This is a genomic window from Clavibacter sp. B3I6 (assembly GCF_030816895.1).
Classification (GTDB): Bacteria; Actinomycetota; Actinomycetes; order Actinomycetales; family Microbacteriaceae; genus Clavibacter.
In genome coordinates, this window is the sequence record NZ_JAUSYL010000001.1 from 1,952,068 (window position 1) to 1,974,293 (window position 22,226).

The 22,226-nt window shown below is 73.6% G+C and carries 22 protein-coding genes; 8 read left to right on the top strand and 14 right to left on the bottom strand.

What is annotated here, in order from left to right:
- Position 1: 1 nt before the first annotated feature.
- From QFZ62_RS09285 to mgrA, 3 genes are read right to left on the bottom strand one after another with little or no spacing between them, the layout of a single operon-like run.
- Positions 2 to 850: a GNAT family N-acetyltransferase gene (locus tag QFZ62_RS09285; RefSeq protein WP_307504645.1), complete on the bottom strand. Its 849-nt coding sequence runs from the start codon at positions 848 to 850 to the stop codon at positions 2 to 4.
- Positions 847 to 2,064 carry a dipeptidase gene (locus QFZ62_RS09290; protein WP_307504647.1) on the bottom strand — a complete coding sequence of 406 codons (1,218 nt, stop codon included), beginning with the start codon at positions 2,062 to 2,064 and terminating at the stop codon, positions 847 to 849. Before QFZ62_RS09290 ends, QFZ62_RS09285 begins: the two co-directional genes overlap by 4 nt.
- Positions 2,065 to 2,071: 7 nt before the next feature.
- Positions 2,072 to 3,076: an L-glyceraldehyde 3-phosphate reductase gene (gene mgrA / locus QFZ62_RS09295; protein WP_307504649.1), complete on the bottom strand. Its 1,005-nt coding sequence runs from the start codon at positions 3,074 to 3,076 to the stop codon at positions 2,072 to 2,074.
- 112 nt (positions 3,077 to 3,188) lie between these two features.
- On the opposite strand from mgrA, the gene QFZ62_RS09300 reads away from it, so the two are divergent.
- Both QFZ62_RS09300 and QFZ62_RS09305 read left to right on the top strand, forming a co-directional pair.
- On the top strand, positions 3,189 to 3,542 hold the full coding sequence (locus tag QFZ62_RS09300; protein ID WP_307504652.1) for a hypothetical protein: 354 nt from the start codon (positions 3,189 to 3,191) through the stop codon (positions 3,540 to 3,542).
- 93 nt (positions 3,543 to 3,635) lie between these two features.
- Positions 3,636 to 5,819, top strand: a complete 2,184-nt coding sequence (locus tag QFZ62_RS09305; protein WP_307504654.1) for an alpha-galactosidase — start codon at positions 3,636 to 3,638, stop codon at positions 5,817 to 5,819.
- A gap of 91 nt (positions 5,820 to 5,910) precedes the next feature.
- Here QFZ62_RS09305 and QFZ62_RS09310 read toward each other — a convergent pair whose 3' ends face one another.
- The gene (locus QFZ62_RS09310; RefSeq protein ID WP_307507754.1) at positions 5,911 to 8,103 is read right to left on the bottom strand and encodes an ATP-dependent Clp protease ATP-binding subunit; all 2,193 of its coding nucleotides are present in this window, start codon (positions 8,101 to 8,103) and stop codon (positions 5,911 to 5,913) included.
- A gap of 474 nt (positions 8,104 to 8,577) precedes the next feature.
- Between QFZ62_RS09310 and QFZ62_RS09315 the strand changes: the two genes are divergently transcribed.
- Positions 8,578 to 9,276 carry a hypothetical protein gene (locus QFZ62_RS09315; RefSeq protein ID WP_307504656.1) on the top strand — a complete coding sequence of 233 codons (699 nt, stop codon included), beginning with the start codon at positions 8,578 to 8,580 and terminating at the stop codon, positions 9,274 to 9,276.
- Positions 9,277 to 9,412: 136 nt separating this feature from the next.
- Here the strand turns inward: QFZ62_RS09315 and QFZ62_RS09320 are convergent, their stop codons facing one another.
- The 5 genes from QFZ62_RS09320 to aztB all read right to left on the bottom strand — a co-directional run bounded on the left by QFZ62_RS09320 (position 9,413) and on the right by aztB (position 14,976).
- Entirely contained in the window at positions 9,413 to 10,435 is a 1,023-nt protein-coding gene (locus QFZ62_RS09320) for an NAD(P)/FAD-dependent oxidoreductase (protein WP_307504658.1), read from the bottom strand.
- Positions 10,436 to 10,563: 128 nt separating this feature from the next.
- A complete protein-coding gene (aztD, locus tag QFZ62_RS09325; RefSeq protein ID WP_307504662.1) occupies positions 10,564 to 11,775 on the bottom strand; it encodes a zinc metallochaperone AztD in 1,212 nt (403 codons plus the stop codon).
- Between the two features lie 35 nt (positions 11,776 to 11,810).
- Positions 11,811 to 12,755, bottom strand: coding sequence for a zinc ABC transporter substrate-binding protein AztC (aztC, locus tag QFZ62_RS09330; RefSeq protein WP_307504665.1), 945 nt, complete (start codon positions 12,753 to 12,755; stop codon positions 11,811 to 11,813).
- On the bottom strand, positions 12,752 to 13,984 hold the full coding sequence (locus tag QFZ62_RS09335) for an ABC transporter (RefSeq protein ID WP_307504667.1): 1,233 nt from the start codon (positions 13,982 to 13,984) through the stop codon (positions 12,752 to 12,754). Before QFZ62_RS09335 ends, aztC begins: the two co-directional genes overlap by 4 nt.
- A gap of 56 nt (positions 13,985 to 14,040) precedes the next feature.
- A complete protein-coding gene (aztB, locus tag QFZ62_RS09340) occupies positions 14,041 to 14,976 on the bottom strand; it encodes a zinc ABC transporter permease AztB (protein ID WP_307504669.1) in 936 nt (311 codons plus the stop codon).
- A gap of 56 nt (positions 14,977 to 15,032) precedes the next feature.
- Between aztB and aztA the strand changes: the two genes are divergently transcribed.
- Positions 15,033 to 15,686 (top strand): zinc ABC transporter ATP-binding protein AztA, encoded by a 654-nt coding sequence (gene aztA / locus QFZ62_RS09345; protein WP_307504672.1) that lies wholly within the window; start codon positions 15,033 to 15,035, stop codon positions 15,684 to 15,686.
- A 26-nt stretch (positions 15,687 to 15,712) separates the two neighbouring features.
- Here the strand turns inward: aztA and QFZ62_RS09350 are convergent, their stop codons facing one another.
- On the bottom strand, positions 15,713 to 16,786 hold the full coding sequence (locus QFZ62_RS09350) for a GTP-binding protein (RefSeq protein ID WP_307504675.1): 1,074 nt from the start codon (positions 16,784 to 16,786) through the stop codon (positions 15,713 to 15,715).
- Between the two features lie 97 nt (positions 16,787 to 16,883).
- Here QFZ62_RS09350 and QFZ62_RS09355 point away from each other — a divergent pair, with 97 nt between their 5' ends.
- The 3 genes from QFZ62_RS09355 to QFZ62_RS09365 all read left to right on the top strand — a co-directional run bounded on the left by QFZ62_RS09355 (position 16,884) and on the right by QFZ62_RS09365 (position 18,329).
- Positions 16,884 to 17,252 (top strand): histone-like nucleoid-structuring protein Lsr2, encoded by a 369-nt coding sequence (locus tag QFZ62_RS09355; RefSeq protein ID WP_307504678.1) that lies wholly within the window; start codon positions 16,884 to 16,886, stop codon positions 17,250 to 17,252.
- A 52-nt stretch (positions 17,253 to 17,304) separates the two neighbouring features.
- Positions 17,305 to 17,895 carry a GNAT family N-acetyltransferase gene (locus QFZ62_RS09360; RefSeq protein ID WP_307504681.1) on the top strand — a complete coding sequence of 197 codons (591 nt, stop codon included), beginning with the start codon at positions 17,305 to 17,307 and terminating at the stop codon, positions 17,893 to 17,895.
- Between the two features lie 83 nt (positions 17,896 to 17,978).
- Positions 17,979 to 18,329, top strand: coding sequence for a hypothetical protein (locus QFZ62_RS09365; RefSeq protein ID WP_307504683.1), 351 nt, complete (start codon positions 17,979 to 17,981; stop codon positions 18,327 to 18,329).
- A gap of 24 nt (positions 18,330 to 18,353) precedes the next feature.
- On the opposite strand, the gene QFZ62_RS09370 is transcribed toward QFZ62_RS09365, so the two are convergent.
- From QFZ62_RS09370 to QFZ62_RS09385, 4 genes are all read right to left on the bottom strand, one after another.
- The gene (locus tag QFZ62_RS09370; protein ID WP_307504686.1) at positions 18,354 to 19,067 is read right to left on the bottom strand and encodes a GAF and ANTAR domain-containing protein; all 714 of its coding nucleotides are present in this window, start codon (positions 19,065 to 19,067) and stop codon (positions 18,354 to 18,356) included.
- Between the two features lie 83 nt (positions 19,068 to 19,150).
- A complete protein-coding gene (locus tag QFZ62_RS09375; RefSeq protein ID WP_307504690.1) occupies positions 19,151 to 20,140 on the bottom strand; it encodes a diacylglycerol kinase family protein in 990 nt (329 codons plus the stop codon).
- A 122-nt stretch (positions 20,141 to 20,262) separates the two neighbouring features.
- Complete coding sequence (locus QFZ62_RS09380) at positions 20,263 to 20,544, bottom strand: hypothetical protein (RefSeq protein ID WP_307504693.1); 282 nt, start codon at positions 20,542 to 20,544, stop codon at positions 20,263 to 20,265.
- Between the two features lie 145 nt (positions 20,545 to 20,689).
- Positions 20,690 to 21,079, bottom strand: a complete 390-nt coding sequence (locus QFZ62_RS09385; protein ID WP_307504695.1) for a cupin domain-containing protein — start codon at positions 21,077 to 21,079, stop codon at positions 20,690 to 20,692.
- A gap of 250 nt (positions 21,080 to 21,329) precedes the next feature.
- Between QFZ62_RS09385 and QFZ62_RS09390 the strand changes: the two genes are divergently transcribed.
- Positions 21,330 to 22,196 (top strand): GyrI-like domain-containing protein, encoded by an 867-nt coding sequence (locus QFZ62_RS09390; protein ID WP_307507756.1) that lies wholly within the window; start codon positions 21,330 to 21,332, stop codon positions 22,194 to 22,196.
- The last annotated feature ends 30 nt before the right edge of the window (positions 22,197 to 22,226 follow it).

The window sequence follows — 22,226 nt, forward strand, 5'->3', positions numbered from 1 at the left end:
GTCAGCCGTCGACCGGCCGCGTCCAGTAGGCGTAGCGCGACACGCTGACGAAGCCGAGGTCCGCGTACAGCGCGCGGGCGCCCGCGTTCCGCTCGACCACCTGCAGCCAGAGCGCGGCGGTCCCCCGGTCCCGCCCGGCGTCGACCGCGGCCGCCATGGCCGCGCGGGACAGGCCGCGCCGCCGGGCCTCGGGCCGGGTCGCGACCGCGAACAGGCCGCCCCAGCCGTCGACGAGGGCGAGCCGGGCGGTCGCGAGGACGCGGGGCGCGGATCCGTCGGCGGCGACCCGCTCGCGGACCGCCGCGTACACGGCGGGGCCGCGGGTGAGGATCCGGCGCGCGACGTCCAGCTCCGCGGGGCCGCCGCGGCCGTCGACGCTCCACCACGCGTCGAGCCAGGCGTCGTCGGGCGCGTCCGCGACCGTGACCGCGAGCGCGGGATCCGCGGGCCGCGCGTCCCCCAGCCGGCCCGCGACCGCGTCCGCGCCGGCCACCTGCGCGAGCGTCCGCGCCTCCTCGACGTAGCCGCGCGCCGCCAGCCGGGCCAAGAGGTCGGCGGGCTCCGACGCGGGCGACACCTGCACGCACGCGGGGATCCCGTGGGCGCGCGCGAAGGCCTCGGCCGCGTCGAGCGCGGCGTCGGGGTCCGCGACCGGCCCCGCGGGCAGCACCGAGTTGGCGCGCATCGTCACGCCCCCGGCGGCGCGGAGGACCCAGCCGCCGTGCCGCTCCCGGTGCTCGGCGGGCCAGCCGCGGTCGGCCAGGTCGTCGAGCAGCGCGGCCGCGGCGCGCGCGTCGAGGCCGCGCACGGCGGCGGCGGAGGCGGCCGCTCCGGGCTCCCCGGCGGTCACGCGAGCGGTCCGGCGTCCGCCTCGCCCCGCGACACGTCGTCGTCCGCGTCCGCCGCCCGCAGCACGCGCAGGGCGTTGCCGCCCGCGAGCGCTCGCAGGTCGCCGTCGGACCAGCCGCGATCCGCGAGCGCCGCGAGGAGCGCCGGGTAGCGGGACACGTCCTCGAGGCCGTCGGGCGTGCGGTCGACGCCGTCGTAGTCGCCGCCGAGGCCCACGTGGCGGGGGCCGGCGACCTCGCGGATCCGCTCCACGTGGCGCACGACGTCGGCGAGCGTCGCGCGAGGCCGCTCGCCGGGGCGACGCGCGGCGACGGCCTGCACGCCCTCATGGTCGCGCGGGTCCACGCCCTCCGCGATCGCGCGCATCAGCGTCTCGTCGTGCCACTCCGCCACGGCGGGCGACACGAACTGCGGCACGAACGTCGCCATGCAGACGCCGTCGTTCCCGGGCAGCGACTGCAGCACGTCGTCGGGCACGTTGCGCGGCACGTCGCACTCCGCGCGCGCCCCCGAGTGGCTGAACAGCACCGGCCGGCGGGCGATCCGCAGCGCGTGCCGCATCACGTCGGCCGACACGTGCGAGAGGTCGACGAGCATGCCGATCCGCTCCATCTCGGCCACGACCCGCTCGCCGGCGGCGCTCAAGCCGTGGTGCACGGGCGCGTCGGTGGCCGAGTCGGCCCAGGCGACGTTCGCGTTGTGCGTGAGCGTCATGTAGCGGACCCCGAGCGCGCGCAGGATGCGGAGCGCGCCGAGGGAGCCGCCGATCGAGTGGCCGCCCTCCATGCCGAGCAGCGACGCGATGCGGCCGGACGCGACGGCGCGGTCGACGTCGTCGGCGGTGACGGCGAGCGCGAGCCGGTCGGGGTGCGCGGCGACGAGGCGCCGCACCACGTCGATCTGCTCGATGGTCGAGCGCACCGGGTCGACGCCCGGCAGGTCGGGCACCCACACCGACCAGAACTGCGCCGCGACCCGGCCGCGCACGAGACGCGGCAGGTCGGTGTGGAGGCCCGGCACGGCGTCCTCGACGGCGAGGCGCGCGAGCACGGCGTCGGACACGGAGGCGCTCGGCCCGCCCTCCCGCACCGCGCGCTCGCGGAGCGCCCACGCGAGGTCGTCGTGCCCGTCGACGACGCCCTGGCCGTCCAGGATCCGGTCGACCCGCTGGGCGGTCGTCGGATGCGCGGGCGCCAGGGCGTCGTCGCTCGTCACGGGCGGATCAGCGCCCGGTGCCGTCGACCGCGAGCGGCTCGATGGCGGCGAGCTCCTCGTCGGTCAGCGCCGGGGCGCCGGCCGCGGCCACGTTCTGCTCCAGCTGCTCGACGCTCGAGGCGCCGATGAGCGCGCTCGTGATCCCCGGGTGCCGCAGCACCCACGACAGCGCGAGCTGCGCGAGCGTCTGCCCGCGCCCCTCGGCGACGGCCTGCAGGCCGCGCGCGCGCTCGAGGTACGTCCCCGAGACGGCGGACTCGTCGAGGAAGCCGCTGGTGGCGGCGCGCGAGTCGGCGGGGATGGATCCGGACAGGTAGCGGTCGGTGAGCAGCCCCTGCGCGAGCGGCGAGAAGACGATGCAGCCGGATCCGGCCTCCTCCAGCACGGGCAGCAGCCCGCCCTCGACGTGCCGGTTGAACATGGAGTAGCTCGGCTGGTGGATCGTCAGCGGCACCTTGTGCTCGGCGAGCGCCTGGACCGCGCGCTCCGTCTGCTCGGGCGAGTAGTTGCTGATGCCGGCGTAGAGCGCCTTGCCCTGCTGCACCGCGGTCGCGAGCGCGCCCATGGTCTCCTCGATGGGCGTCTCGGGGTCGGGGCGGTGCGAGTAGAAGACGTCGACGTACTCGAGGCCCATGCGGCTGAGGCTCTGGTCGAGGGACGCGAGCATGGACTTGCGGGATCCCCACTCTCCGTAGGGGCCCTCCCACATGTGGTAGCCGGCCTTGGAGGAGATGACGATCTCGTCGCGGTACGGGCGGAGGTCCTCGGCGAGGATCCGGCCGAACGCGGTCTCGGCGCTGCCGGGGGGCGGGCCGTAGTTGTTGGCGAGGTCGAAGTGGGTGATGCCGAGGTCGAAGGCGCGGCGCACGATGGCGCGCTGGGTGTCGATCGGGCGGGCGGTGCCGAAGTTGTGCCAGAGACCGAGCGAGAGCTCGGGGAGCTTGAGGCCGCTGCGGCCGGAGCGGCGGTACGGCATGGACGAGTAGCGATCGGGGTGAGCGACGTAGGTCATGTGCCGAGCGTACCGAGGGGTGGCGCCCGCCCCGGCGGCGCGGGTCCTGCCACGGCCGCGCCGCCTCCGCGAGCCCCTAGGCGCGGCGGGCGGGAGGGCATTCACTGGAGGGGTGCACACGATCCACTACGCCGACGGGCGGTACCTGACGGGCGACGAGGTGGCGGCCGCGGTCGTCGACTACGCGGAGGCGCTGGCCCGCGAGGGCACCGCCGCCGCGACCGTCGTGATCCCCGTGCGCGACGACGACGGGGCGATCCGGCGCGTGGAGCTCCTCATCGGACCGGCGAGCCAGATCGTGATCGAGGCCGGCGACCCCTCCGACGACGAGCTGCTGGATCCCGAGCTCGTCGAGCGGATCCGCGAGGCCACCGTGCGCGCCCGCTATCAGCAGGCCGGCACGCGCGTCTCGGAGGACCACCAGGACGGCGCATCCGTCCCCGGGCTCGAGGACCTCGACCGCTAGCTCCCGCGCCGCGCCGCGCCGGTGCGCTGGCCCGGCGTCCTGCGGCACGGGAGGATGGTCCCGCACCCCGACCGCGCCTGAACCAGGAGCAGCATGCCCGACACCGTCGTCCCCTCCGCCCTCCTCCACCTCCGCGCCTCCGGCGTCTCGCTCGTGCTCGACCTCACCGGGGGCCGCCTGCCGGCCGTCGTGCACTGGGGCGCCGACCTCGGCGAGACGACCGCGGCGGACCTCGAGACGATGGCGCTCGCCGCCGTCGAGCCGATCGTGCCCAACGTGGCCGACGACCCCATCCGCCTCGCGATCCTCCCCGAGGCGCACACCTCATGGCTCGGCAAGCCCGGCGTCGAGGGCCACCGCGCCGGTGCCGACTGGTCGCCGCTGTTCCGCGTGACCTCCGCCGCCGTCGGCGGATCCCCCGTGCCCGAGAGCGCGGACGGCCGCCCCGGGTCCGCCACCGTCGGCCCGGCGCTCGTGCGCGTGGACGCGGTCGACGACGTCGCCGGGCTCGGCCTCGCCCTCGACGTGGAGCTGCTGCCGTCCGGGCTCGTCCGCGCACGCGCGGAGATCACGAACCTCCGCGGCGACGTGTACGACGTCCAGGCGCTCAACGTGGCCCTGCCGATCCCGCCCGAGGCGCGGGAGATCCTCGACTTCGCCGGCCGCTGGGGCATGGAGCGCCAGCCGCAGCGCGGGACGCTCCGGGTGGGGATCCACGAGCGCGAGGGCCGCCGCGGACGCACCGGCCCGGACGCGGCGACGGTCCTCTCCGTCGGCGTGCCCGGCTTCGGCTTCCGCCACGGCGACGTGTGGGGCGCGCACGTCGCGTTCAGCGGGCACCATCGCCACTACGCGGAGCGCCTGTCGAACGGCCGCCAGGTGCTGGGCGGCGGCGAGCTGCTGCTGCCCGGCGAGGTCCGCCTGCGCGAGGGCGAGTCGTACCGGGGCCCCTGGGTCTACGCGGCCTACGGGCACGGCCTCGACGACCAGGCGGCCCGCTTCCACCGCTTCCTCCGGGCCCGCGACGTGCACCCGCGCCGCGACCGGCCCGTCACGCTCAACGTGTGGGAGGCCGTGTACTTCGACCACGACCTCGCCCGCCTCACCGACCTCGCCGAGCGCGCGGCGGCGCTGGGCGTGGAGCGCTACGTGCTCGACGACGGCTGGTTCCGCCACCGCCGGGACGACACCGCGGGCCTCGGCGACTGGCACGTCGACGAGGGCGTCTGGCCGGACGGGCTCGACCCGATCATCGACCGCGTCCGCGCGCTCGGCATGGAGTTCGGCCTGTGGTTCGAGCCGGAGATGGTCAACGAGGACTCCGACCTCGCGCGCGAGCACCCCGAGTGGATCATGGCCACCGGCGGCCGCGTCCCGGGCACGCACCGCAAGCAGCAGGTCCTCGACCTCGCGATCCCGGAGGCGTACGCGCACATCCTGGAGCGGATGACGGCGATCCTCACCGAGTACGACATCGCCTACGTGAAGTGGGACCACAACCGCGACCTCGTCGACGCGGGCGTCTCGCCGCGCGGCGAGGCGGGCGTGCACCGGCAGACCCTCGCGGCGTACCGCCTCATGGACGAGCTGAAGGCGCGCTTCCCCGGCCTCGAGATCGAGGCGTGCGCCTCGGGGGGCGCCCGCGTCGACCTGGGCGTGCTCGAGCGCACCGACCGCGTGTGGGTCTCCGACTGCATCGACCCGCTCGAGCGCCAGACGATGAACCGCTGGACGATGCAGCTGCTGCCGCCGGAGCTGATGGGCTCGCACATCGCGTCGGGCGTCAACCACACGACGGGCCGCGCGCACACCCTCGCGTTCCGCGCGGGCACGTCCCTCTTCGCGCACTTCGGCATCGAGTGGGACCTCACACAGGCCACCCCGGAGGAGGAGCGCGACCTCGCCGAGTGGATCGCCCTCTACAAGCAGGAGCGCGCCCTGATGCACACGGGCACGGTCGTCCGCGCCGACGGCTCCGACCCGAGCCTGAACGTCTACGGATCCGTGGCCGAGGACGCCTCCCGGGCGCTGTTCTTCCTCGCGACGGTGGGCCGCTCCGACGTGTCCCCGCGCGGCCGGTTCCTCCTGCCGGGCCTCGACCCGGAGCGCCGCTACCGCGTGGAGCCCGTGCGCGTCGGCACGCCCGACCACGGCTTCACGCCCCCCGCGTGGTGGGACGGCGTCGAGCTCACCGGCCGTGCGCTGGCGGTCTCGGGGCTGCACACCCCGGCGATGTGGCCCGAGACGATCGCGCTCCTGCGGGTGACGGCGGTCTGATCCGCGGCCGCAGCCGCGTCGACGTCCGCGTACGCCGACGGCCCGCCGCGCGCTCCCCGAGGGGGACGCGCGGCGGGCCGCATCGGGTGGATCAGAGGACGGGCGCCGCGTCCTCCGGCTCGTCGTCCCAGGCGCGCGCGACCGTGAGGCTCTCGCCGTCGGGCGCGAGGTCGACCCGCACGGCGTCGCCGTCGCGCACGTCGCCCGCGAGGAGCTCGCGGGCCAGGCGGTCGTCGATCTCGCGCTGCATGAGGCGGCGCAGGGGACGGGCGCCGTACAGCGGGTCGTGGCCGCGCTCGGCGAGCCAGCGGCGCGCGTCGGGCGTGACGCCGAGCGTCAGCCGGCGGTCCGCGAGCCGCGCGCCGAGCCGGTCGATGTAGAGCTCCACGATCTGCCCGAGGTCCTCCATCGACAGCGTCTGGAACACGACGATGTCGTCGAGCCGGTTCACGAACTCCGGCTTGAAGGTCTGGCGCACGAGCTGCTGCACGGCCTGCTCGCGGCTCTCGCGCGGCAGCGACGCGTCGCTCACGAACTGCGAGCCGAGGTTGCTGGTGAGCACGAGGATCACGTTGCGGAAGTCGACCGTGCGGCCCTGGCCGTCGGTGAGGCGGCCGTCGTCGAGCACCTGCAGGAGCACGTCGAACACCTCGGGGTGGGCCTTCTCGACCTCGTCGAGCAGCACCACCGAGTACGGGCGCCGCCGCACGGCCTCGGTGAGCTGGCCGCCCTGCTCGTAGCCGACGTACCCGGGAGGGGCGCCGACCAGGCGCGAGACGGAGAACTTCTCCCCGTACTCGCTCATGTCGATGCGGATCATCGCCTTCTCGTCGTCGAACAGGAACTCCGCCAGCGCCTTCGCGAGCTCCGTCTTGCCGACGCCCGTGGGGCCGAGGAAGAGGAAGGACCCGGTGGGCCGGTCGGGGTCCGAGATGCCGGCGCGCGTGCGGCGCACCGCGTCGGCGACGCTCCGCACCGCCTGCTTCTGGCCGATGAGGCGCTTGCCGAGCTCCTGCTCGAGGTGCAGCAGCTTCTCGGTCTCGCCCTGCAGCAGCCGGCCGACGGGGATCCCCGTCCACGCGGCCACCACCGCGGCGATGTCCTCGCCCGTGACCTGCTCGTTGACGAGGCGCTCCGAGGCGTCCGGCACCGACTCCGCGGCCTCCGCCTGCGCGACCTCGCGCTCGATCACCGGGATCTCGCCGTAGAGCAGGCGCGAAGCCTTCTCCAGGTCGCCCTCGCGCTGGGCCCGCTCCGCGCGGATCCGCAGCTCGTTGAGCTCGTCCTTCAGCTTGCCGACGCGATTGACGCTCGCGCGCTCCGCCTCCCACCGGCGCTGCAGGCCGCCGAGGGCCTCCTCGCGCACGGCGATGTCCTCGCGCAGCTTCTCCAGCCGCGCCTTCGACGCCTCGTCCTTCTCGCGCTTGAGGGCGAGCTCCTCGAGGCGCATGCGGTCGACCGCGCGGCGCAGCTCGTCGATCTCGACGGGCGACGAGTCGATCTCCATCCGCAGCCGCGACGCGGCCTCGTCGATGAGGTCGATGGCCTTGTCGGGCAGCTGGCGGGCGGGGATGTAGCGGTTCGAGAGCGACGCGGCCGCGACGAGCGCCGCGTCCGTGATGGGCACCTGGTGGTGCGCCTCGTACCGGCCCTTGAGCCCGCGGAGGATCGCGACGGTGTCCTCGACGGAGGGCTCGCCGACGTAGACCTGCTGGAAGCGGCGCTCGAGCGCGGCGTCCTTCTCGATGTACTGGCGGTACTCGTCGAGCGTGGTGGCGCCGATGAGCCGCAGCTCGCCGCGCGCGAGCATGGGCTTCAGCATGTTGGACGCCGCGACGGACCCCTCGCCGCCGCCCGCGCCCATGAGCGTGTGCAGCTCGTCGACGAACGTGATGACCTCGCCGTCGGCGTCGTCGATCTCCTTCAGCACCGCCTTGAGGCGCTCCTCGAACTCGCCGCGGTACTTCGCGCCCGCGACGAGCGCGGCGAGGTCGAGCGAGACGAGCTGCTTGCCCTTGAGGGAGTCGGCCACGTCGCCCGCGACGATGCGCTGGGCGAGGCCCTCCACCACGGCGGTCTTGCCGACGCCGGGCTCGCCGATGAGCACCGGGTTGTTCTTGGTGCGCCGCGTGAGCACCTGGCTGATGCGCCGGATCTCCGCGTCGCGTCCGATGACCGGGTCGAGCTTGCCGCTCTTCGCGATCTCGGTCAGGTTCACCCCGTACTGCTCGAGCGCGGTCTTCGCGTTCTCGTCGGTGGCGGGTGCGCCCTGCATGTTGGCCAATGCGTTCCCTTCGGTCGTACTTGAGTCGTGCTGGCTCAAGTTTACTGCCTGGTGCGGCTCGGCGCTAGCCGGCCGTGGTCGACTCATGCCGCGTCAGGTCGGACGCGAGCGCATGCTCGAATCGAGCCGGGGTGCATGACCGCTTGGCGATACACCCTGCTGAAGCTTCAAATCCGTGTAAATGAGCCCCACAAGGAGGGGCTTGAGAAGACGAATACGGACCCGTACTATTAAGCACCGTGGCCACAAAAAGCGAAGCCATATCTCTCATTTATTGCCACCTGGAGGCACCCTTTGACACTCTCTGTGGCATGGATTCGCACAGTGGGCGATGTTTCCGAACTAGTTTTTGCTTCTGACAGTCGACTAAGTGGCAACGGAATGAGGTGGGACAGCTGCCCGAAGCTGATGCCTCTTTCGCGATCCGATTGCATGATTAGCTTTGCAGGAGACACTGCGTATGCGTATCCACTAATGTTGCAGATGATCAATGGCATCAATTACTTTCCGCCTTCACGGGACCGCCACACCGACATTTCTGTCGCTCGACATGTGGCTATCGACGTTTTTAATGCCATGCGGGCTAAAATTGCCAATCATTATCTGGGCAAGAATGGGCCCGGGGATCCCGAGGTGCAATTCATTTTTGGGGGCTACTCATCCCGCTCTCAGGATTTCAAGATCTGGACTTTGCATTACGACGCCCATATAGACCATTTCACCTTTCGTCCCGCCAGGAGCTGGAAAGGGCAAGAGCGGAGCCGAAGCAGTCGGTCGACGAAGGTAATCTCCTGGATTGGAGATGCGCCGGCCGTCGAAGAAGCGAAGCAGCTGCTGGTTAATAAGTTGCGAAGCGCAGAAAAATTGACAAACGGCGGATTCGACATGGAACCATTTGAGGTCCTTCGCGACATCATACGTAGTAAAAATCATGAAAGTGTGGGAGGCGCTCCGCAGCTCGCCAAGGTCTATAGATCCTCGCAGACTCAGCAGTTCGCCATCAAGTGGCCAGACTCCGAAGGCAGCTATTACGCTGCCGGGCGAGAGGAAATGCCATATGAGCACTTCGCTTTACCGTCTCTTGATCCAGACACTCCTAGAGTGCACTCGCGGACTGCCCGTCATAGAGATATGTCCGCACAGCTAGAAGCTCTCGATGACGGATCGCTATGAAGTAGTGGGGCTTAGGGCGAAGTTTAGAACCCGCCGAACCCGCATGTCGGCCGTACGGGAGGGGTGAGGCTAGGGACGCGTTCTACCCCAAGGGCGATAAAGCGCGCGACTTGTAACGCTCTGCACGCAAAGATTGTCAATCGGCGACCCGATCCTTCAATAGGTTGGCGGAGCTGTGAACCGCGATCTCGACGTCCTCCGTCACCATCCCGGCGTTCGCCATCGCGCCCGCCATGGTGCCGGCGGCCATCGCGACCGGCACGTTGGCGGATCCGCTCGACGCGTTGCCCGCGATGAGGAGACCGGGGACGCTCGTCTGGCCGGTCGGATCCGCCGTCACGAACGGACCCCACGGGGTGTCCTCCGTCGCCGCGCCGAGCGCGCGGGCGAACCCGTCGCGCGGGGAGACGCCCGGCATGGCGAAGAGCGAGTCGAGCGGGAGGATCCGCCCGTCGGCGAGCTCGACGCCCTCGAGCGCGCCCCGCTCGCCGAGCACGCGCGTCACGGGCGACTCCTCGACGCGGATCCCGCGAGCGTCGATCCCGGCGCGCGTCGCGGCGTCGATCTCCAGCGGCCGCCCGGACGCGGTGCCGCCCGCGACGAGGAACGTGATGTCGGGCGACCACTGGCGCAGCATCTGCACGTGGTGGAGGCTGCCGGGTCCGGTGGCCAGCACGCCGATGCGGCGGTCGCGCACCTCGTAGCCGTCGCAGTACGGGCAGACGACGACGCCCGCGCCCCAGTGCGCGGCGAGGCCGGGGACCTCGGGGAGGACGTCGGCGAGGCCGGTCGCGAGGATCACGCGGCGGGCGTGGACCTCGACGCCGCCGTCGAGCGCGACGCGGAAGCGCGGGCCGGCCGATGCGTCGACCGCCTCGACCGCCTCGACCGCCTCCACCCGCCCGTCGACCACGACGCCGCCGTAGCCCTCGATCTCCCGGCGCCCCTCGGCGACGAGCTGCCGCGGAGGCTTGCCGTCGTGGCCGAGCACGCCGTGCATGTGCGCGGCGACCGCGTTGCGCGGCTGGCCGGCGTCGACCACGAGCACGCTCCGGCGGGCGCGCGCCAGCATGAGCGCCGCGCTCGATCCCGCCACGCCTCCGCCGACGACGACGGCGTCCCACTCGTTCCGACCTGCGATGCCCTGTGCGATGTCCATGCCTCGAGCCTCGCGGGTCCCGTCGTCTCGCGCACGGCTCCTTGCGGGAACGGCAAGGCCGATCGGCCGGGGACGCGGAAGGGGCGCGGAGCCGCAGCTCCACGCCCCTCACGTGCCGCTCACGGGGATCAGCCCGCGGCGACCGCCATCTCGTTCGGCGTGACCTCGAGCGTGGTGCTCGAGAGCACGTCGCCCGTCGCGAGGTCGACCGCGTGGATCTCCTTCGTGGCCGGCTCCGTGACGTAGCCGATGCCGTCCGCGACCACGATCGCGGGGTGCGGGTCCTGCCACTCGACGGGGCTCTCCCACGCGTCGACGACGGGGAACGCGTCGGTGAGCTCGCCGGTGGCCGGGTCGAGCACGTGGATCGCGCCGTCCGAGGCGAGGATGTAGGCCTTGTCGTCCGGGCCGCGCGCGACGTCGCGGAACGTGTAGCCGACGCCCTCGGGCAGGTCGACGACGCGGAGGGCCTTCGCCTCGGTGTCGATCAGCGTCACGGCGTTCAGCAGGTAGCCCTCGGCGTCCGGGTCGGTCTTGTAGTCGCCGACGACGATGGGGCTGGTCTCGCTGACGTAGGCGTTGCCCATGCGGCCGTACGGCTGGTCGGGCGCCTGGAGCTTCGTGAACCCGCCGTCCGTGTACAGGATCGCGCCGTCCTCGCAGCCGAAGACGACGGCCTCGCCGGATGCGGTGCCCTCGCCGTGCACGCCGGGGCACTGGTCCGTCTGCGCGATGACCGCGCCGGACGCGTCCCGCGCCTCGACGCCGTTCCGGCCGTCCGCGTTCCCGACGGTCGTGAGGAAGGTGCCGTCCTCGAGCACGATCGAGACGCCGTGGTGCGCCTCGACGCCCGCGATGGTCTCCGTCTCGGGCAGGCCGTCGGCGGAGGCGAGCGCGGCGGTGTCGAAGACCGTCGTGTCGCTCGTGCCGTCGGCGTAGAGGATCGTCTTGCCCGCGTGGCGGACGACGTGGCCGGGGGTGTCGGCCTCGAAGACCGTGTCAGTCAGCTCGGCCTCGTCGGCGCTGCCGGCCGCGGTGTCGAGCACCTGGAAGCCGTCGCTCATCGTGACCATCACGCGACGGTCGTCGCCGGCCGGGTTGAGGCGGGTGAACTCCTCGGAGTCGAAGTCCGAGACGGTCTCGAGGGACTGACCGTCGAGGACGAGGATGCCGCCCTCGTACGAGACGGCGACGCGGGCGCCGGCTGCCTCGCCGGATCCGGCCGATGCCTCGGAGGACGTGGCGCCCTCGGGTGCGGGGGTGGAGCAGGCCGCGAGCGTCGCGGCGAGCCCCAGGGTGACGGCGGCGATGCCGGTCCGTCGGAGACGTGGGGTGCGCATGGTGTTCCTTCTCTGTGTGGGTGGATCGCCGGCGCTCACGGGGAGAGACCGGTGGCGATGCGCTGCGTGTTGACGCGCATCATGGCGAGGTAGTCGGGGGCGTCGCCCTCGGGGCCCGTGAGGGACTCCGTGAACAGCTCGACCACCTCCACGCGGATGTCGGCCTCGCTCGCCAGCGCCTGCACGAGGCGGTCGGGCGAGGAGGATTCCGCGAAGATCGTGGGGACGCCGGTCTCCTCGACCGCCGACACGAGGTCGGCGAGGTCGCTGGCGGAGGGCGCGGCGAGGGTGGTGCCGCCGGGGATCACGGCGCCGACGACCTCGAAGCCGAAGCGGTCGGCGAGGTACCCGAAGACGTGGTGGTTGGTGACGAGGGCGCGGCGCTCGGCGGGGATCGCGCCGAACGCGGCGGTCATCTCCGCGTCGAGGGCCTCGAGGTCGGCGCGGTACCCGGCCGTGTGGGCGGCGACGGCGTCGGGATCCACGCCGTCGATCCCCGTGAGCGCCGGCTCGAGCGCGTCGACGACGTCGACCATGCGCGCGGGATCCGTCCAGAAGTGCGAGTCCGGCATGCCCTCCGCGTCGCCCTCGGCGTAGTCGAGGACCTCGATGGCGTCGCCCGCGACGAACATCGGCACGTCCGCCGCGGCGGCCGCATCGAGGTGCTGCTGCAGGCCCTCCTCGAGGCCGAGGCCGTTCGAGACGACGAGGTCCGCCGAGCGGAGGCGCGCGGCCTCCTGCGCGGAGATCTCGAACGAGTGCGGATCCGCGTTCGGCTTCATCAGCGTGACGACCTCGGCCTCGTCGCCCACGAGCCGTTCGACGACGTCGCCCAGGATGTTGGTGGAGACGTACACGGTCGGCCGGTCGCCGCCCGCGGAGGCGCAGCCGGTGAGGGCGAGGGCGGTCGCGGCGGCTGCCGCGGCGCCCGCGAGCGCGGCGGGGAGGCGGCGGGCACGGCTCGTGCGGGCGGCGCTCATCGTCCGGTCTCCGCCGTGAAGGCGGGCTCGGTCGCCGTGTCGAAGGTGCGGGAGACGCGCGCGCCGTCGGCGAAGTCGATCTCGTGCAGCCGGCGCTCGACGGGCCCCGCGAGGTAGGCGCGCTGCTGGTCGGCGACGAGGGTCGGGATCCGGCCGGCCGCGAGCGAGTCGGCGACGAGCGGGCCGGAGTCGGCGACCACCGCGCCGTCCGCGGCCGACATCACGAGCACCCGGCCGTCGGCGGTGAGGGCGAGGAGGGTGTCGTCCGCGTCGTCGACCGCGGTCACGTGCACGAGCGGCGCCGGGGCGGGGAGGAGCGACCAGGAGCGCGCGCGGGTGTCGAGCATCCAGATGCCCTGGTCGCCGGCGAGGCCCGCGACCGTCGGGCGGCCCTCGCGGTTGTCGAAGGACGTGGCGGCGGGGGCGGTCGTCCCCGCGGGGTACGGGATCCGCTCGACGGACAGCTCCTCGCCGTCGACGCTCGCGAGCAGGGCGCCGTCGCCGCAGCCGATGACCGCGCCGACGCGCGTCGTGATGGTGCCCGCGGGATCGGGGCACGCCTCGACGAGGCCGGTGCGCTCGCCGTCGCGTGTGACGCCGACCACCGTGGCGTCGGCCCCCTGGCCCTCGGTGACGAGCGCGAGGGATCCGATGGGCACGACCAGCCCGGGACCGGGCTCGCCGTCGAGGCGGAACAGCTCCTCGACCTCGCCCTTCGCGAGCGCCTCGGTGTCGAGCAGGACGGCCTCGCCGGAGCCGGGGAAGTGGACGCCCGTGCCGCCCGTGGTGGAGAGGTTGGTCGTCGCGATCGTGGCCTCGCCGTCGCCCTCCACGGTGCCGAGGAGGCGCGGATCCGCCTGGTAGTAGTGGAAGTGGTCGACGTGGTCCCAGGTCCAGACGCCGCTGTCGACGATCTCGACGCCCGCGTCCGTCTGCGCGAAGAGGTAGCGGCCGTCGGTGTCCAGGGCGCTCGGCGCGCCGATGCTCCCGAGGTCGGCGACCGACCCGTCGAGGAGGTCGAGGTGCGTGACGGCGCCCGTCGGGTCGACGGAGGTGAGGCCGAGGCGCGGCTCGGCGAGCTCCGCGGCGCCCGTGACGGCGCCGTGCCCCTCCCCCGTCGCCTCGGCGCCCGGGTCCTCCGCGGGTGCGTCCGCGGGCCCCGCGGAGCAGGCGGTCAGGGCGAGCGCGAGGCCGGCCAACAGGGGGATGGTGGGGATGCGGGAGTGCACGTGGTCCTCTCGTCGGGGGATGGGGCGGGGGTCGCGGCGGTCGGCCGTCGCGGGGGTCAGGGGGTGCGCGCCGTCGCGGCGGCGGGCGACCGCGCGGGAGCGGCGGAGGAGGCGGTGGTGGCGGACGCGGCGGGCACCTCGCCGTCCCGCCTCCCGCGGGCGCGCAGCACCGTCAGCCCGGCGCGCGCGGCCCCGGAGAGCGCGGCGACGGCGATCGCGGTGGCCGCCACCGACGCCCCGGCCGCGGTCGCCGCGTGCCACGAGACGAGGAGCCCCACGAACACGGAGACGATGCCGAGCACGGCGGCGAGCGCCATGCGGGTGGGGATCCGGGAGGTCCAGTGCCCGGCCGCGACGGCGGGCGCGAGCAGCAGGCCGACGACGAGCAGGGATCCGACCGCCTGGTACGAGGCGACGACCGCGAGGGTCACCAGCCCGACGAGCGCGGCCTGCGCCGAGCGGGGGCCGAGGCGGAGCACGGCGGCGATCCGGGGATCCAGCGCGAGCGCCACGAGCGGCCGGTGGAAGGCCCACGCGACCCCGAGCCCCACGACCGCGGCACCCGCGAGCAGGGCGACGTCGAGGGAGGTGATCGCGAGGATGTCGCCGAAGAGGATCGCGGTGGCGTCGGTGGCGAAGCTGCCCGAGTGCGAGATCACGACGACGCCGAGGGCGAGCATCGCGACGAACAGCATGCCGATGCTCGTGTCGTAGGAGAGCCGTCCGCGGCGCTGCAGGGCCGCGATGCCGAGGCTCATGGCGACCGCGCTCAGCGCGCCGCCGACGAGCACGGGCAGCCCGAGCACCGTCGCGAGCGCCACGCCGGGGAGCATCCCGTGGGCGAGCGCCTCGCCGAGGAACGCCATGCCGCGGATGACGACCCAGGTGCCCACGACGCCGCAGAGGATCGCGACGAGCCCGCCGCCGACGAGGGCGCGCTGGAGGAAGTCGAGGGCGAAGGGCTCGAGGATCCCGGAGAGGAGGAAGGGCACGATCCCCGACCGTAGTCGAGAATGAGAACGCTTATCAAATGGGTAGGATCGGTCGCATGCCCTCTCCGTCGACCCGCGATCCCGCGGCCGTCCTGCATGCCGTCCATGTGGCGTTCGGCGACCGGCGCGCCCTCGACGGCGTCGACCTGCGCCTGGATCCCGGCACCCTCACGGTGATCGCGGGCCCGAACGGCGCCGGCAAGTCGACCCTCCTGGAGGTCGTCGCGGGCACCCGGATCCCCACGTCCGGCACGCGCACCGCGGTCGCCGACGCGGCATTCGTCCCCCAGCGCGCCGCCGTGCCCGACCACCTCCCCGTCACCGTCCGCGACGTCGTGACGGTCGGCGCGTGGGGCCGCGCCGGACGCTGGCGGCGCCTCGACGCGGAGGCCCGCGCCGCGGTCGACGAGGCCATGGACGGCCTCGGCATCGCGCCCCTCGCGTCGCAGCCGTTCGGCGCCCTCTCCGGCGGCCAGCGCCAGCGCGCGCTCCTCGCGCAGGGCCTCGCGCGCGGTGCCCGGCTGCTGCTGCTCGACGAGCCGACCACCGGCCTCGACGCCGCGAGCGCCGAGCGGATCCGCGCGACGCTGCGCGCCCAGGCCGACCGCGGCGTCGCGGTCGCGTGCGTCTCGCACGACCCGGCGGTGCTCGCCGACGCGGACCGCGTGGTGCGGCTCGAGGACGGCCGCGTCGTCGCGGACGCCGGCTGAGGCGGCGCGCGCCCCGCCGCTCGCCCTCAGTGGCGGTGCTCGGCGCCCCAGGCCGGGAACGGGTCCGCGTAGCCGTGCCACGCGTCCGGCCCGGCCACGAGCTCGTCGGGCGCGAGGAGGCAGGCGCCGAGGATCCGGTCGATCCGCTCCCCGTCGATCCGCTCCCCCGCGAACGCGATCTCCTGGCCCGCCGGCGACTCGGGATCCCAGCTGACCATGCCCGTCGGATCCAGCCGCAGCACGTCGCCCGCGGTCGCCCACGAGCCGACCGTCGCGGGCCGGGACGCGAGGCGCACGAGCCCGCGGGAGCGCACGATCCGGCCGACCGGCCCCGGCACCAGGTGCCGCGCCACGGCCGCGTGCAGTCGCCCGGGATGGAACGGCCGCGGGTCGCGGAAGACGTGGACGCCCATGCCCTCGCCGGGATCCGGCAGCGCGACACCGGCCAGCGCCGCCTGCCAGCCCATCCCCGCGGCGAGGCGTCGCGCGCGCTGCTGGCCGATGCGGATCGGCGCGGCCGCGAGCGACGCCCGGTCACCCACGGGCACGACGCGCGCGGCCGGCGCGAGGAGCGCGAGCAGGGCGGTCGCGCGGCGCGCGTCCGGGCTCGGTCGCGCGGGATCCAGCCCGTCGAGCACGACGACGCTCGCGCACTCGAGGCGCCCGGCCAGCCGCTCGGCCGCGTCCATCGGCGTCCCGTCGTCGTCGCGTGGATCGAGGAGGAGGTCGCGGACCTCGGCGACGGATGTCACGGCGACCACGTCGAGGATCCCGATCGGCGTCGCCCCGGGGTGCCGCGACTCGACGACGTGCTCCAGCACGAGCGCCACCTCGAGCGGATCCGCGGCCGGCTCGAGCGCGACGACCGCGAGCCCGGTGCGGCCGTCGTCCGCGTCGGCCATGAGGCCGTCGGCGAGGTCGGCGCCGAGGTCGCCGCTGTCGCCGCCCGCCGCCTCGACCACCGACGCCGGGTCGGCCTCGGGCGCGCCCACCGCGGCGGCGGCGACGCGCGAGGACGACCGGAGGTCGCTCGCGGAGACGAGGGTCACGGCGAGCCCGCCGCGGACGACGGGGCGCGGGGCGTTCGCGTGGGGATCCATGCGCCGAGTCTAGAAGAGAACCGTTCTCATCAACGGCGCGAGGGGCGGCGTGCGGCGACCTAGGCTGCCGGAGGGGGACCGAGAGCAGGGAGACGGCATGGCCGAGGACGTGGATCCGCGCGACGGCGACGGACGCGGCGGCACGGGCAGCGACGCCGGCGACGTGACCGAGACGGTGCGCTTCGGCCTGGACGGCGTCATCCACGAGGTCGACCTCGACGCCGCCGCGGCTCGCGCCCTGCGCGACGTGCTCGCGCCCTACGTCGCGGCCGGGCGGCGCTCGACCGTGACGGTCGCGCCGATCCACGACGAGCCCGCCGTCCCGCCTCGCCCCGCCGGCGCCGCCCCGACGGGCGAGCGCGCCGCGGCCCGCGCCTGGCTCGAGGCGAACGGCCACCGGCTCGGCCCCGGCGGCCGGATCTCGGCCACGCTCATGACGCTGTACCGCAGCCGCGACGGGCGCTGACGGCCGGTCCGCCCGGCGTCACGGCGTCCCGGCGTCACGGCACGATGGATCCATGAGCACCGAGCCCCGCCTGTTCCCCGCCGTCCCCCGCCTCGAGGGCGAGCGCGTCCTCCTCCGCCCGTTCTCGCCCGCCGACGTCGAGGCGATGGGGCCCGTCCTCGCCGACCCCGGCGTCATCCGCCTCACCGGATCCGCGCACACCACCGCCGAGGTCGACGAGATGGCCGCCCGGCGCGAGCTCGACGACCGGACGCGCACCTGGTACGCGACGCGCGCGGAGCAGACCGACCGGCTCGACCTCGCGCTCGTCGACCGCGCGACGGACGCGTGCGTCGGCGAGGTGGTGGTCAACGAGTGGAGTCCCGAGGACCGCAGCGCCAACCTGCGCATCCTCATCGGCCCGGCCGGCCGCGACCGCGGGCTCGGCTCGGAGGCGGTGCGCCTCACGGTCGACCACGCGTTCGCCGCGACCGACCTGGAGCGGATCTCCCTCGAGGTCATGGACTTCAACCCGCGCGCCCGCCGCGTCTACGAGCGCGCCGGCTTCATCGAGGAGGGCCGTCTCCGCGCGGGCTTCCGCTTCGACGGCGAGCCCGTCGACGTGATCGTCATGGCGCTGCTCCGCACGGATCCGCGGCCCTGAGCCGCGCGTCGGACGCATCCCGCCGCCCGGACGGCATGTCAAGGCCCGTGACGGCCCACCGGGACCCCCGTAGCGTGCGGGTCATGAAGCACATCACCTACGCCGAGAAGTCGCTGCTCGTCGGCGACGCCGCGGCGGACGCGCTCCTGGAGTACGCGGCCGCCCTGTCCAGCCGCGGGCGGGGCGAGCAGGTCACCATCCACGCGATCAGCTCCGACGGCGACGAGGTGGAGGCGACCTTCCTGCTCGGCGCCGGCGCGCCCCTGATGGCGGAGACCACGCACAACAGCTTCCCGGAGCCCGACAACAGCGCCACCGTCGACTCCATCCGCGAGGAGCTCCGGCGGATGGAGCACCCGGAGCCCGTCACCGGCAGCGACCCCGCGCACGACTCTGGCGACTACATCGACTTCGACGCCTTCCAGGACAGCTGACCCGAGGATGCGCCGGGGGTCGCGTCAGACGACGAGCTCCCGCCCGAGGACGCGCCCCGCGACCTCGACCACGCCCAGCCGGTGCGCTCGCGCGTGCTCCCGCATCAGGCCGAAGGCGTGCTGGACGCTCGTGTCGCGGTCGTAGGCCAGGAACCCCTTGGCCTGCTCGACGACCGCCCGTCCCTCGACGGCCTGGTCCAGGAGCCGGTCGAGCGCCGCCCGCTCGTCCTCTCCCGGGCGGGGGACGAGGCTGAGCCCCGCGACCTGCACGAGGGCCTGCACCAGGGCGAGCGCCGCCAGGCTCTGACGTCCCTCGCTCGCGTGGAAGAGGTTCAGTCCTCCGACGGTGCGATCCCCGATCCGCAGCGGGACCGCCACGCCCGACCGGAAGCCCGCGTCCGCGGCGGAGGCGGCGAACGCCGGCCACCGCTCACGGACCCGCTCGATGTCGGGGACCTCGATGAGCTCACCGGTGCGCACGCAATCGACGCAGATCCCCTCCTGCGTCCCGATCTGCGTCTCCTCGACGTCCAGCGTGCGCTCGTTCGACGACGCGACGGCGTGCAGCCCGCCGTCGGCGTCGGTGATCACGATGGCCGCCTCCGCCGCGCCGGTGCGGTCCACGCAGGCCCGCACCAGGACGTCCATCGCGTCGAGGACGCCCACCCCGGAGCGGACGACGCCGACGACGTCCTCGAGTCCGTCCAGCAGGGGGATGGCGGGTGCGCTGTCATCCATGGTCCGACCCTACGGACCCGTCGGCCGCGCGTGCCAGCGCGGTGGCGAACAGGACTCCCCCGCCGCGCCCGTGCCGATCCGCCTCACGCGGCGTCGACGTCCCGCGGCACGCGCACGCGCAGCCCCTGCGGCTCGATGGTCGCCCGGAAGGCGGTGGCCTCGCCGAAGCCGTCGCCGTCGAGCTCGATCTCCTCGGGCCGGTTCAGCTCGACGTGGAGGTCCTGGCCCTTCACGTAGTTGAGGGCGTCGACCTCCTTCGTCATCATCTTCCGGCCGAGGCGGGTCCGGCGGAGGACGCCGTTCTCCCAGAGGACCTTGACGAGGATCTGGCCCCAGCCGACGACGCCCTCGGGGCGCAGCATCACGATCTCGAACTGCCCGTCGTCGATGACGGCGTCGGGCAGGAGCAGGACGTTCCCGGTGAGCGTGCCGCAGTTGCCGACGATGATCGTGTGGGCCCGCATGCGCTTGCTGCGCTTCCCGTCGAGCGTGTACCGCAGGCGGAGCTGGTTGCGGTCGAACACGACCTTCGCGATCGCCGCGACGTAGGCCAGCGGGCCGATCCTCGCCTTGAGGCCCTCGTCGGTGGCGGCGAGCATCTTGGCGTCGATGCCGGCACCGGCCATCACGAGGAACGCGTGGCTGCTGGTCGACCCGTCGCCGTGCGTGATGGCGATGGTGCCGAGGTCCACGCCGCGCACCTGGCCGGTGAACGCCGTGCGGATGGAGTGCTCCAGGTCGTCGAGCGTGAGCTTCATGTTGCGGGCGAGGAGGTTCCCGGTGCCGGAGGGCAGCAGCGCCATCTCGACGTCGAGCTCGTCGACGACCTCCGCGATCGCGCGCACCGTCCCGTCACCACCGGCCGCGATGATCAGGGTCGCCCCCGCCTCGACGGCCGCCGTGGTCGCGCCGCGGCCCGGGTCCTCCTTCGAGGTCGGGAACCACAGCGTCTCCGGCCAGCCGGCCGACTCCTCCTCGACCGCGACGACCGCCTTCACGGCGTCGAGGTCGATCTTGATGGGGTTGTAGACGACGGCGGCGAGCTGCGGTCGCGTCGGGGTGGGCGGGGTCATGTGGTCCTTCGGTGGGCTGTCGGGACGCCGGAGCGCCGGGGGTGCAGGACGACCACGAAGGCCCCCCGCGATGCGGGGGGCCTTCGAGCGGTCGGCGCCGTGTGGGCGCGACGGGTGGTCGACTAGCGGCGGTCGGCGCTCGCGTCGCGGTCGTAGAACTCGCGGCTGCCGGACTTCGCGATGCCGCGGCTGATCATGTAGCCGACGGTCAGCACGGTCGCGTAGAGCCACGCGTGGTCGGCGCCGAAGCCCTGGCCGTCGTCGCCGTTGTCGACCACGGCCGACGCGACGAAGATGCCGATGAGGATCGCGATGTACGCGAAGAACTCGGTCGTCTTGAACGACGCCTTGGTCTCGGTGGAGAGGCGGGTGGTGCGGCCGGTGTTTGCGGGGGTGTTGCTCATGGAAGCGCTCCTCTGTCTCGTGCTGCGGTGTGTGGTGTCACGTGCAGCGACAGAACCGACACTAGCGAACTATTAGGGTCCGAACTAATCGGCTACAAACCAGTAGTGCACCACTGACATCCGGGACGAGCAGCCGGGGACGCGCTCATCTGGCGTCCGACCACCGGTACTCGACGTCCTGGATGGAGTCGGTCGCGTAGACGTAGACGAAGGCGAGCTCCCCGTGGCCGGCGTTGCGGATCCCGTGCTCGTGGTCGCTCGGGATGAAGACGCCCGAGCCCTCCCGGACGTGGTGCTCCTCGCCGTCGAGGGTCACGATCCCGACGCCGGAGAGCACCTGGTACACCTCCGCGGCGGCGTGGCGATGCGGCGCCAGCCACCCGCCGGGCCGGAGGAGCGCGATGCCGGAGCTGAGGGTGTCGGTGGGCGTCCCGCCGTCGCCGATCAGCGTGCGGAACGAGATCGCACCCCGCTCGTCATCCCACACCACGTCGGGGACCGAGTTGACGTGGCGGACCTGGGGCAGCGGTCGCATGGGCGTCCCTCCGTCGTCGTGGCGACCATGCTCGTCGGCGGCGGCCCGTCCGCCGAGGGGGTTGACGCGACGACGCCGCGCGTGGAGGTGGTCGAGGACGGAGGACGCCGACGGACCCCGCGCAGGATGCGATCCTCCGGATGCAGGCCACCATGGGGTGCGCGCCCGGAGGGGACGGCGATCCGATCGGACCGCGATGATCGGGCGCGGATCCATCCGGCGCGGGAGCATGGAATTCGAAGGAGGCGCCATGATCGCGGAGCTGAACAGGCTGGTCGAGCTGGTCGACGCTCGTCTGGACGGCGACCTCGACGTGTCGTCGTGGGCGACGGAGCTCGGCACGACGGAGCACCACCTCCGCAGGATGTTCTCGTCGCTGGCCGGCATGCCGCTGTCGGAGTACGTCCGGCGTCGCCGCATGTCGGTCGCCGCGGCGGACGTGCTCGCGGGCGCTGACCAGCTGAGCATCGCGGTGCGGTACGGATACGGCTCGGCCGAGGCCTTCGGCCGGGCGTTCCGATCCGTCCACGGCGTCAGCCCCGGCGACGTCGCGCGCGACGGCGGCCCCCTTCGGACGCAACCGCAGCTCAGGTTCCGCCTGACCGTAGAAGGGAACACCACCATGGACACCCGCATCACCGACCGACCGGCGTTCCGACTCGTCGGCCACGCCACCCGCGTGCCCCTCATCCACGAGGGCGTCAACCCCCGCATCCGCGACCACATCGCCGCGCTGCCGGCCGCGGAGCACGCACGCCTGAAGGACCTGTCCGACATCGACCCGGGCGGCATCCTCCAGGTGAGCGCGGACGTCGACCCGGACTACGCCGAGGGCAGCGAGCTGACCTACCTGCACGGCGTCGCCGTCGCCGACGCGACAGCGGTGCCCGACGATCTCGACGCGATCGAGGTCCCGCCCGGCACCTGGGCGGTCTTCCGCACCGAGGGCGAGCATCCCGCCGCGCTGCAGGCGACGTGGGCGGCGACGGCCACGGACTGGTTCCCGTCGAACCCGTGGCGGTTGCGACCGGGACCGTCCATCGTCGCCGTCCTCGACCGGTCGGAGGACTTCCGCACGGCCACGTGCGAGCTCTGGCTCCCGGTCGAGCGCGCGTGATCGGGCCGTCCGACGGCGGGCGGGCGAGCC

What these genes read in the sequence shown, in the direction of transcription:
- QFZ62_RS09315 (WP_307504656.1), top strand. Translation starts at nt 8,578, where the DNA reads ATGTTGCAGATGATCAATGGCATCAATTACTTTCCGCCTTCACGGGAC.
- QFZ62_RS09360 (WP_307504681.1), top strand. Translation starts at nt 17,305, where the DNA reads ATGAGCACCGAGCCCCGCCTGTTCCCCGCCGTCCCCCGCCTCGAGGGC.
- QFZ62_RS09375 (WP_307504690.1), bottom strand. Translation starts at nt 20,140, where the DNA reads ATGACCCCGCCCACCCCGACGCGACCGCAGCTCGCCGCCGTCGTCTAC.
- QFZ62_RS09355 (WP_307504678.1), top strand. Translation starts at nt 16,884, where the DNA reads ATGGCCGAGGACGTGGATCCGCGCGACGGCGACGGACGCGGCGGCACG.
- aztC (WP_307504665.1), bottom strand. Translation starts at nt 12,755, where the DNA reads ATGAGCGCCGCCCGCACGAGCCGTGCCCGCCGCCTCCCCGCCGCGCTC.
- aztA (WP_307504672.1), top strand. Translation starts at nt 15,033, where the DNA reads ATGCCCTCTCCGTCGACCCGCGATCCCGCGGCCGTCCTGCATGCCGTC.
- QFZ62_RS09350 (WP_307504675.1), bottom strand. Translation starts at nt 16,786, where the DNA reads ATGGATCCCCACGCGAACGCCCCGCGCCCCGTCGTCCGCGGCGGGCTC.
- QFZ62_RS09320 (WP_307504658.1), bottom strand. Translation starts at nt 10,435, where the DNA reads ATGGACATCGCACAGGGCATCGCAGGTCGGAACGAGTGGGACGCCGTC.
- QFZ62_RS09305 (WP_307504654.1), top strand. Translation starts at nt 3,636, where the DNA reads ATGCCCGACACCGTCGTCCCCTCCGCCCTCCTCCACCTCCGCGCCTCC.
- QFZ62_RS09365 (WP_307504683.1), top strand. Translation starts at nt 17,979, where the DNA reads ATGAAGCACATCACCTACGCCGAGAAGTCGCTGCTCGTCGGCGACGCC.
- QFZ62_RS09385 (WP_307504695.1), bottom strand. Translation starts at nt 21,079, where the DNA reads ATGCGACCGCTGCCCCAGGTCCGCCACGTCAACTCGGTCCCCGACGTG.
- QFZ62_RS09380 (WP_307504693.1), bottom strand. Translation starts at nt 20,544, where the DNA reads ATGAGCAACACCCCCGCAAACACCGGCCGCACCACCCGCCTCTCCACC.
- mgrA (WP_307504649.1), bottom strand. Translation starts at nt 3,076, where the DNA reads ATGACCTACGTCGCTCACCCCGATCGCTACTCGTCCATGCCGTACCGC.
- QFZ62_RS09370 (WP_307504686.1), bottom strand. Translation starts at nt 19,067, where the DNA reads ATGGATGACAGCGCACCCGCCATCCCCCTGCTGGACGGACTCGAGGAC.
- QFZ62_RS09390 (WP_307507756.1), top strand. Translation starts at nt 21,330, where the DNA reads ATGATCGCGGAGCTGAACAGGCTGGTCGAGCTGGTCGACGCTCGTCTG.
- aztD (WP_307504662.1), bottom strand. Translation starts at nt 11,775, where the DNA reads ATGCGCACCCCACGTCTCCGACGGACCGGCATCGCCGCCGTCACCCTG.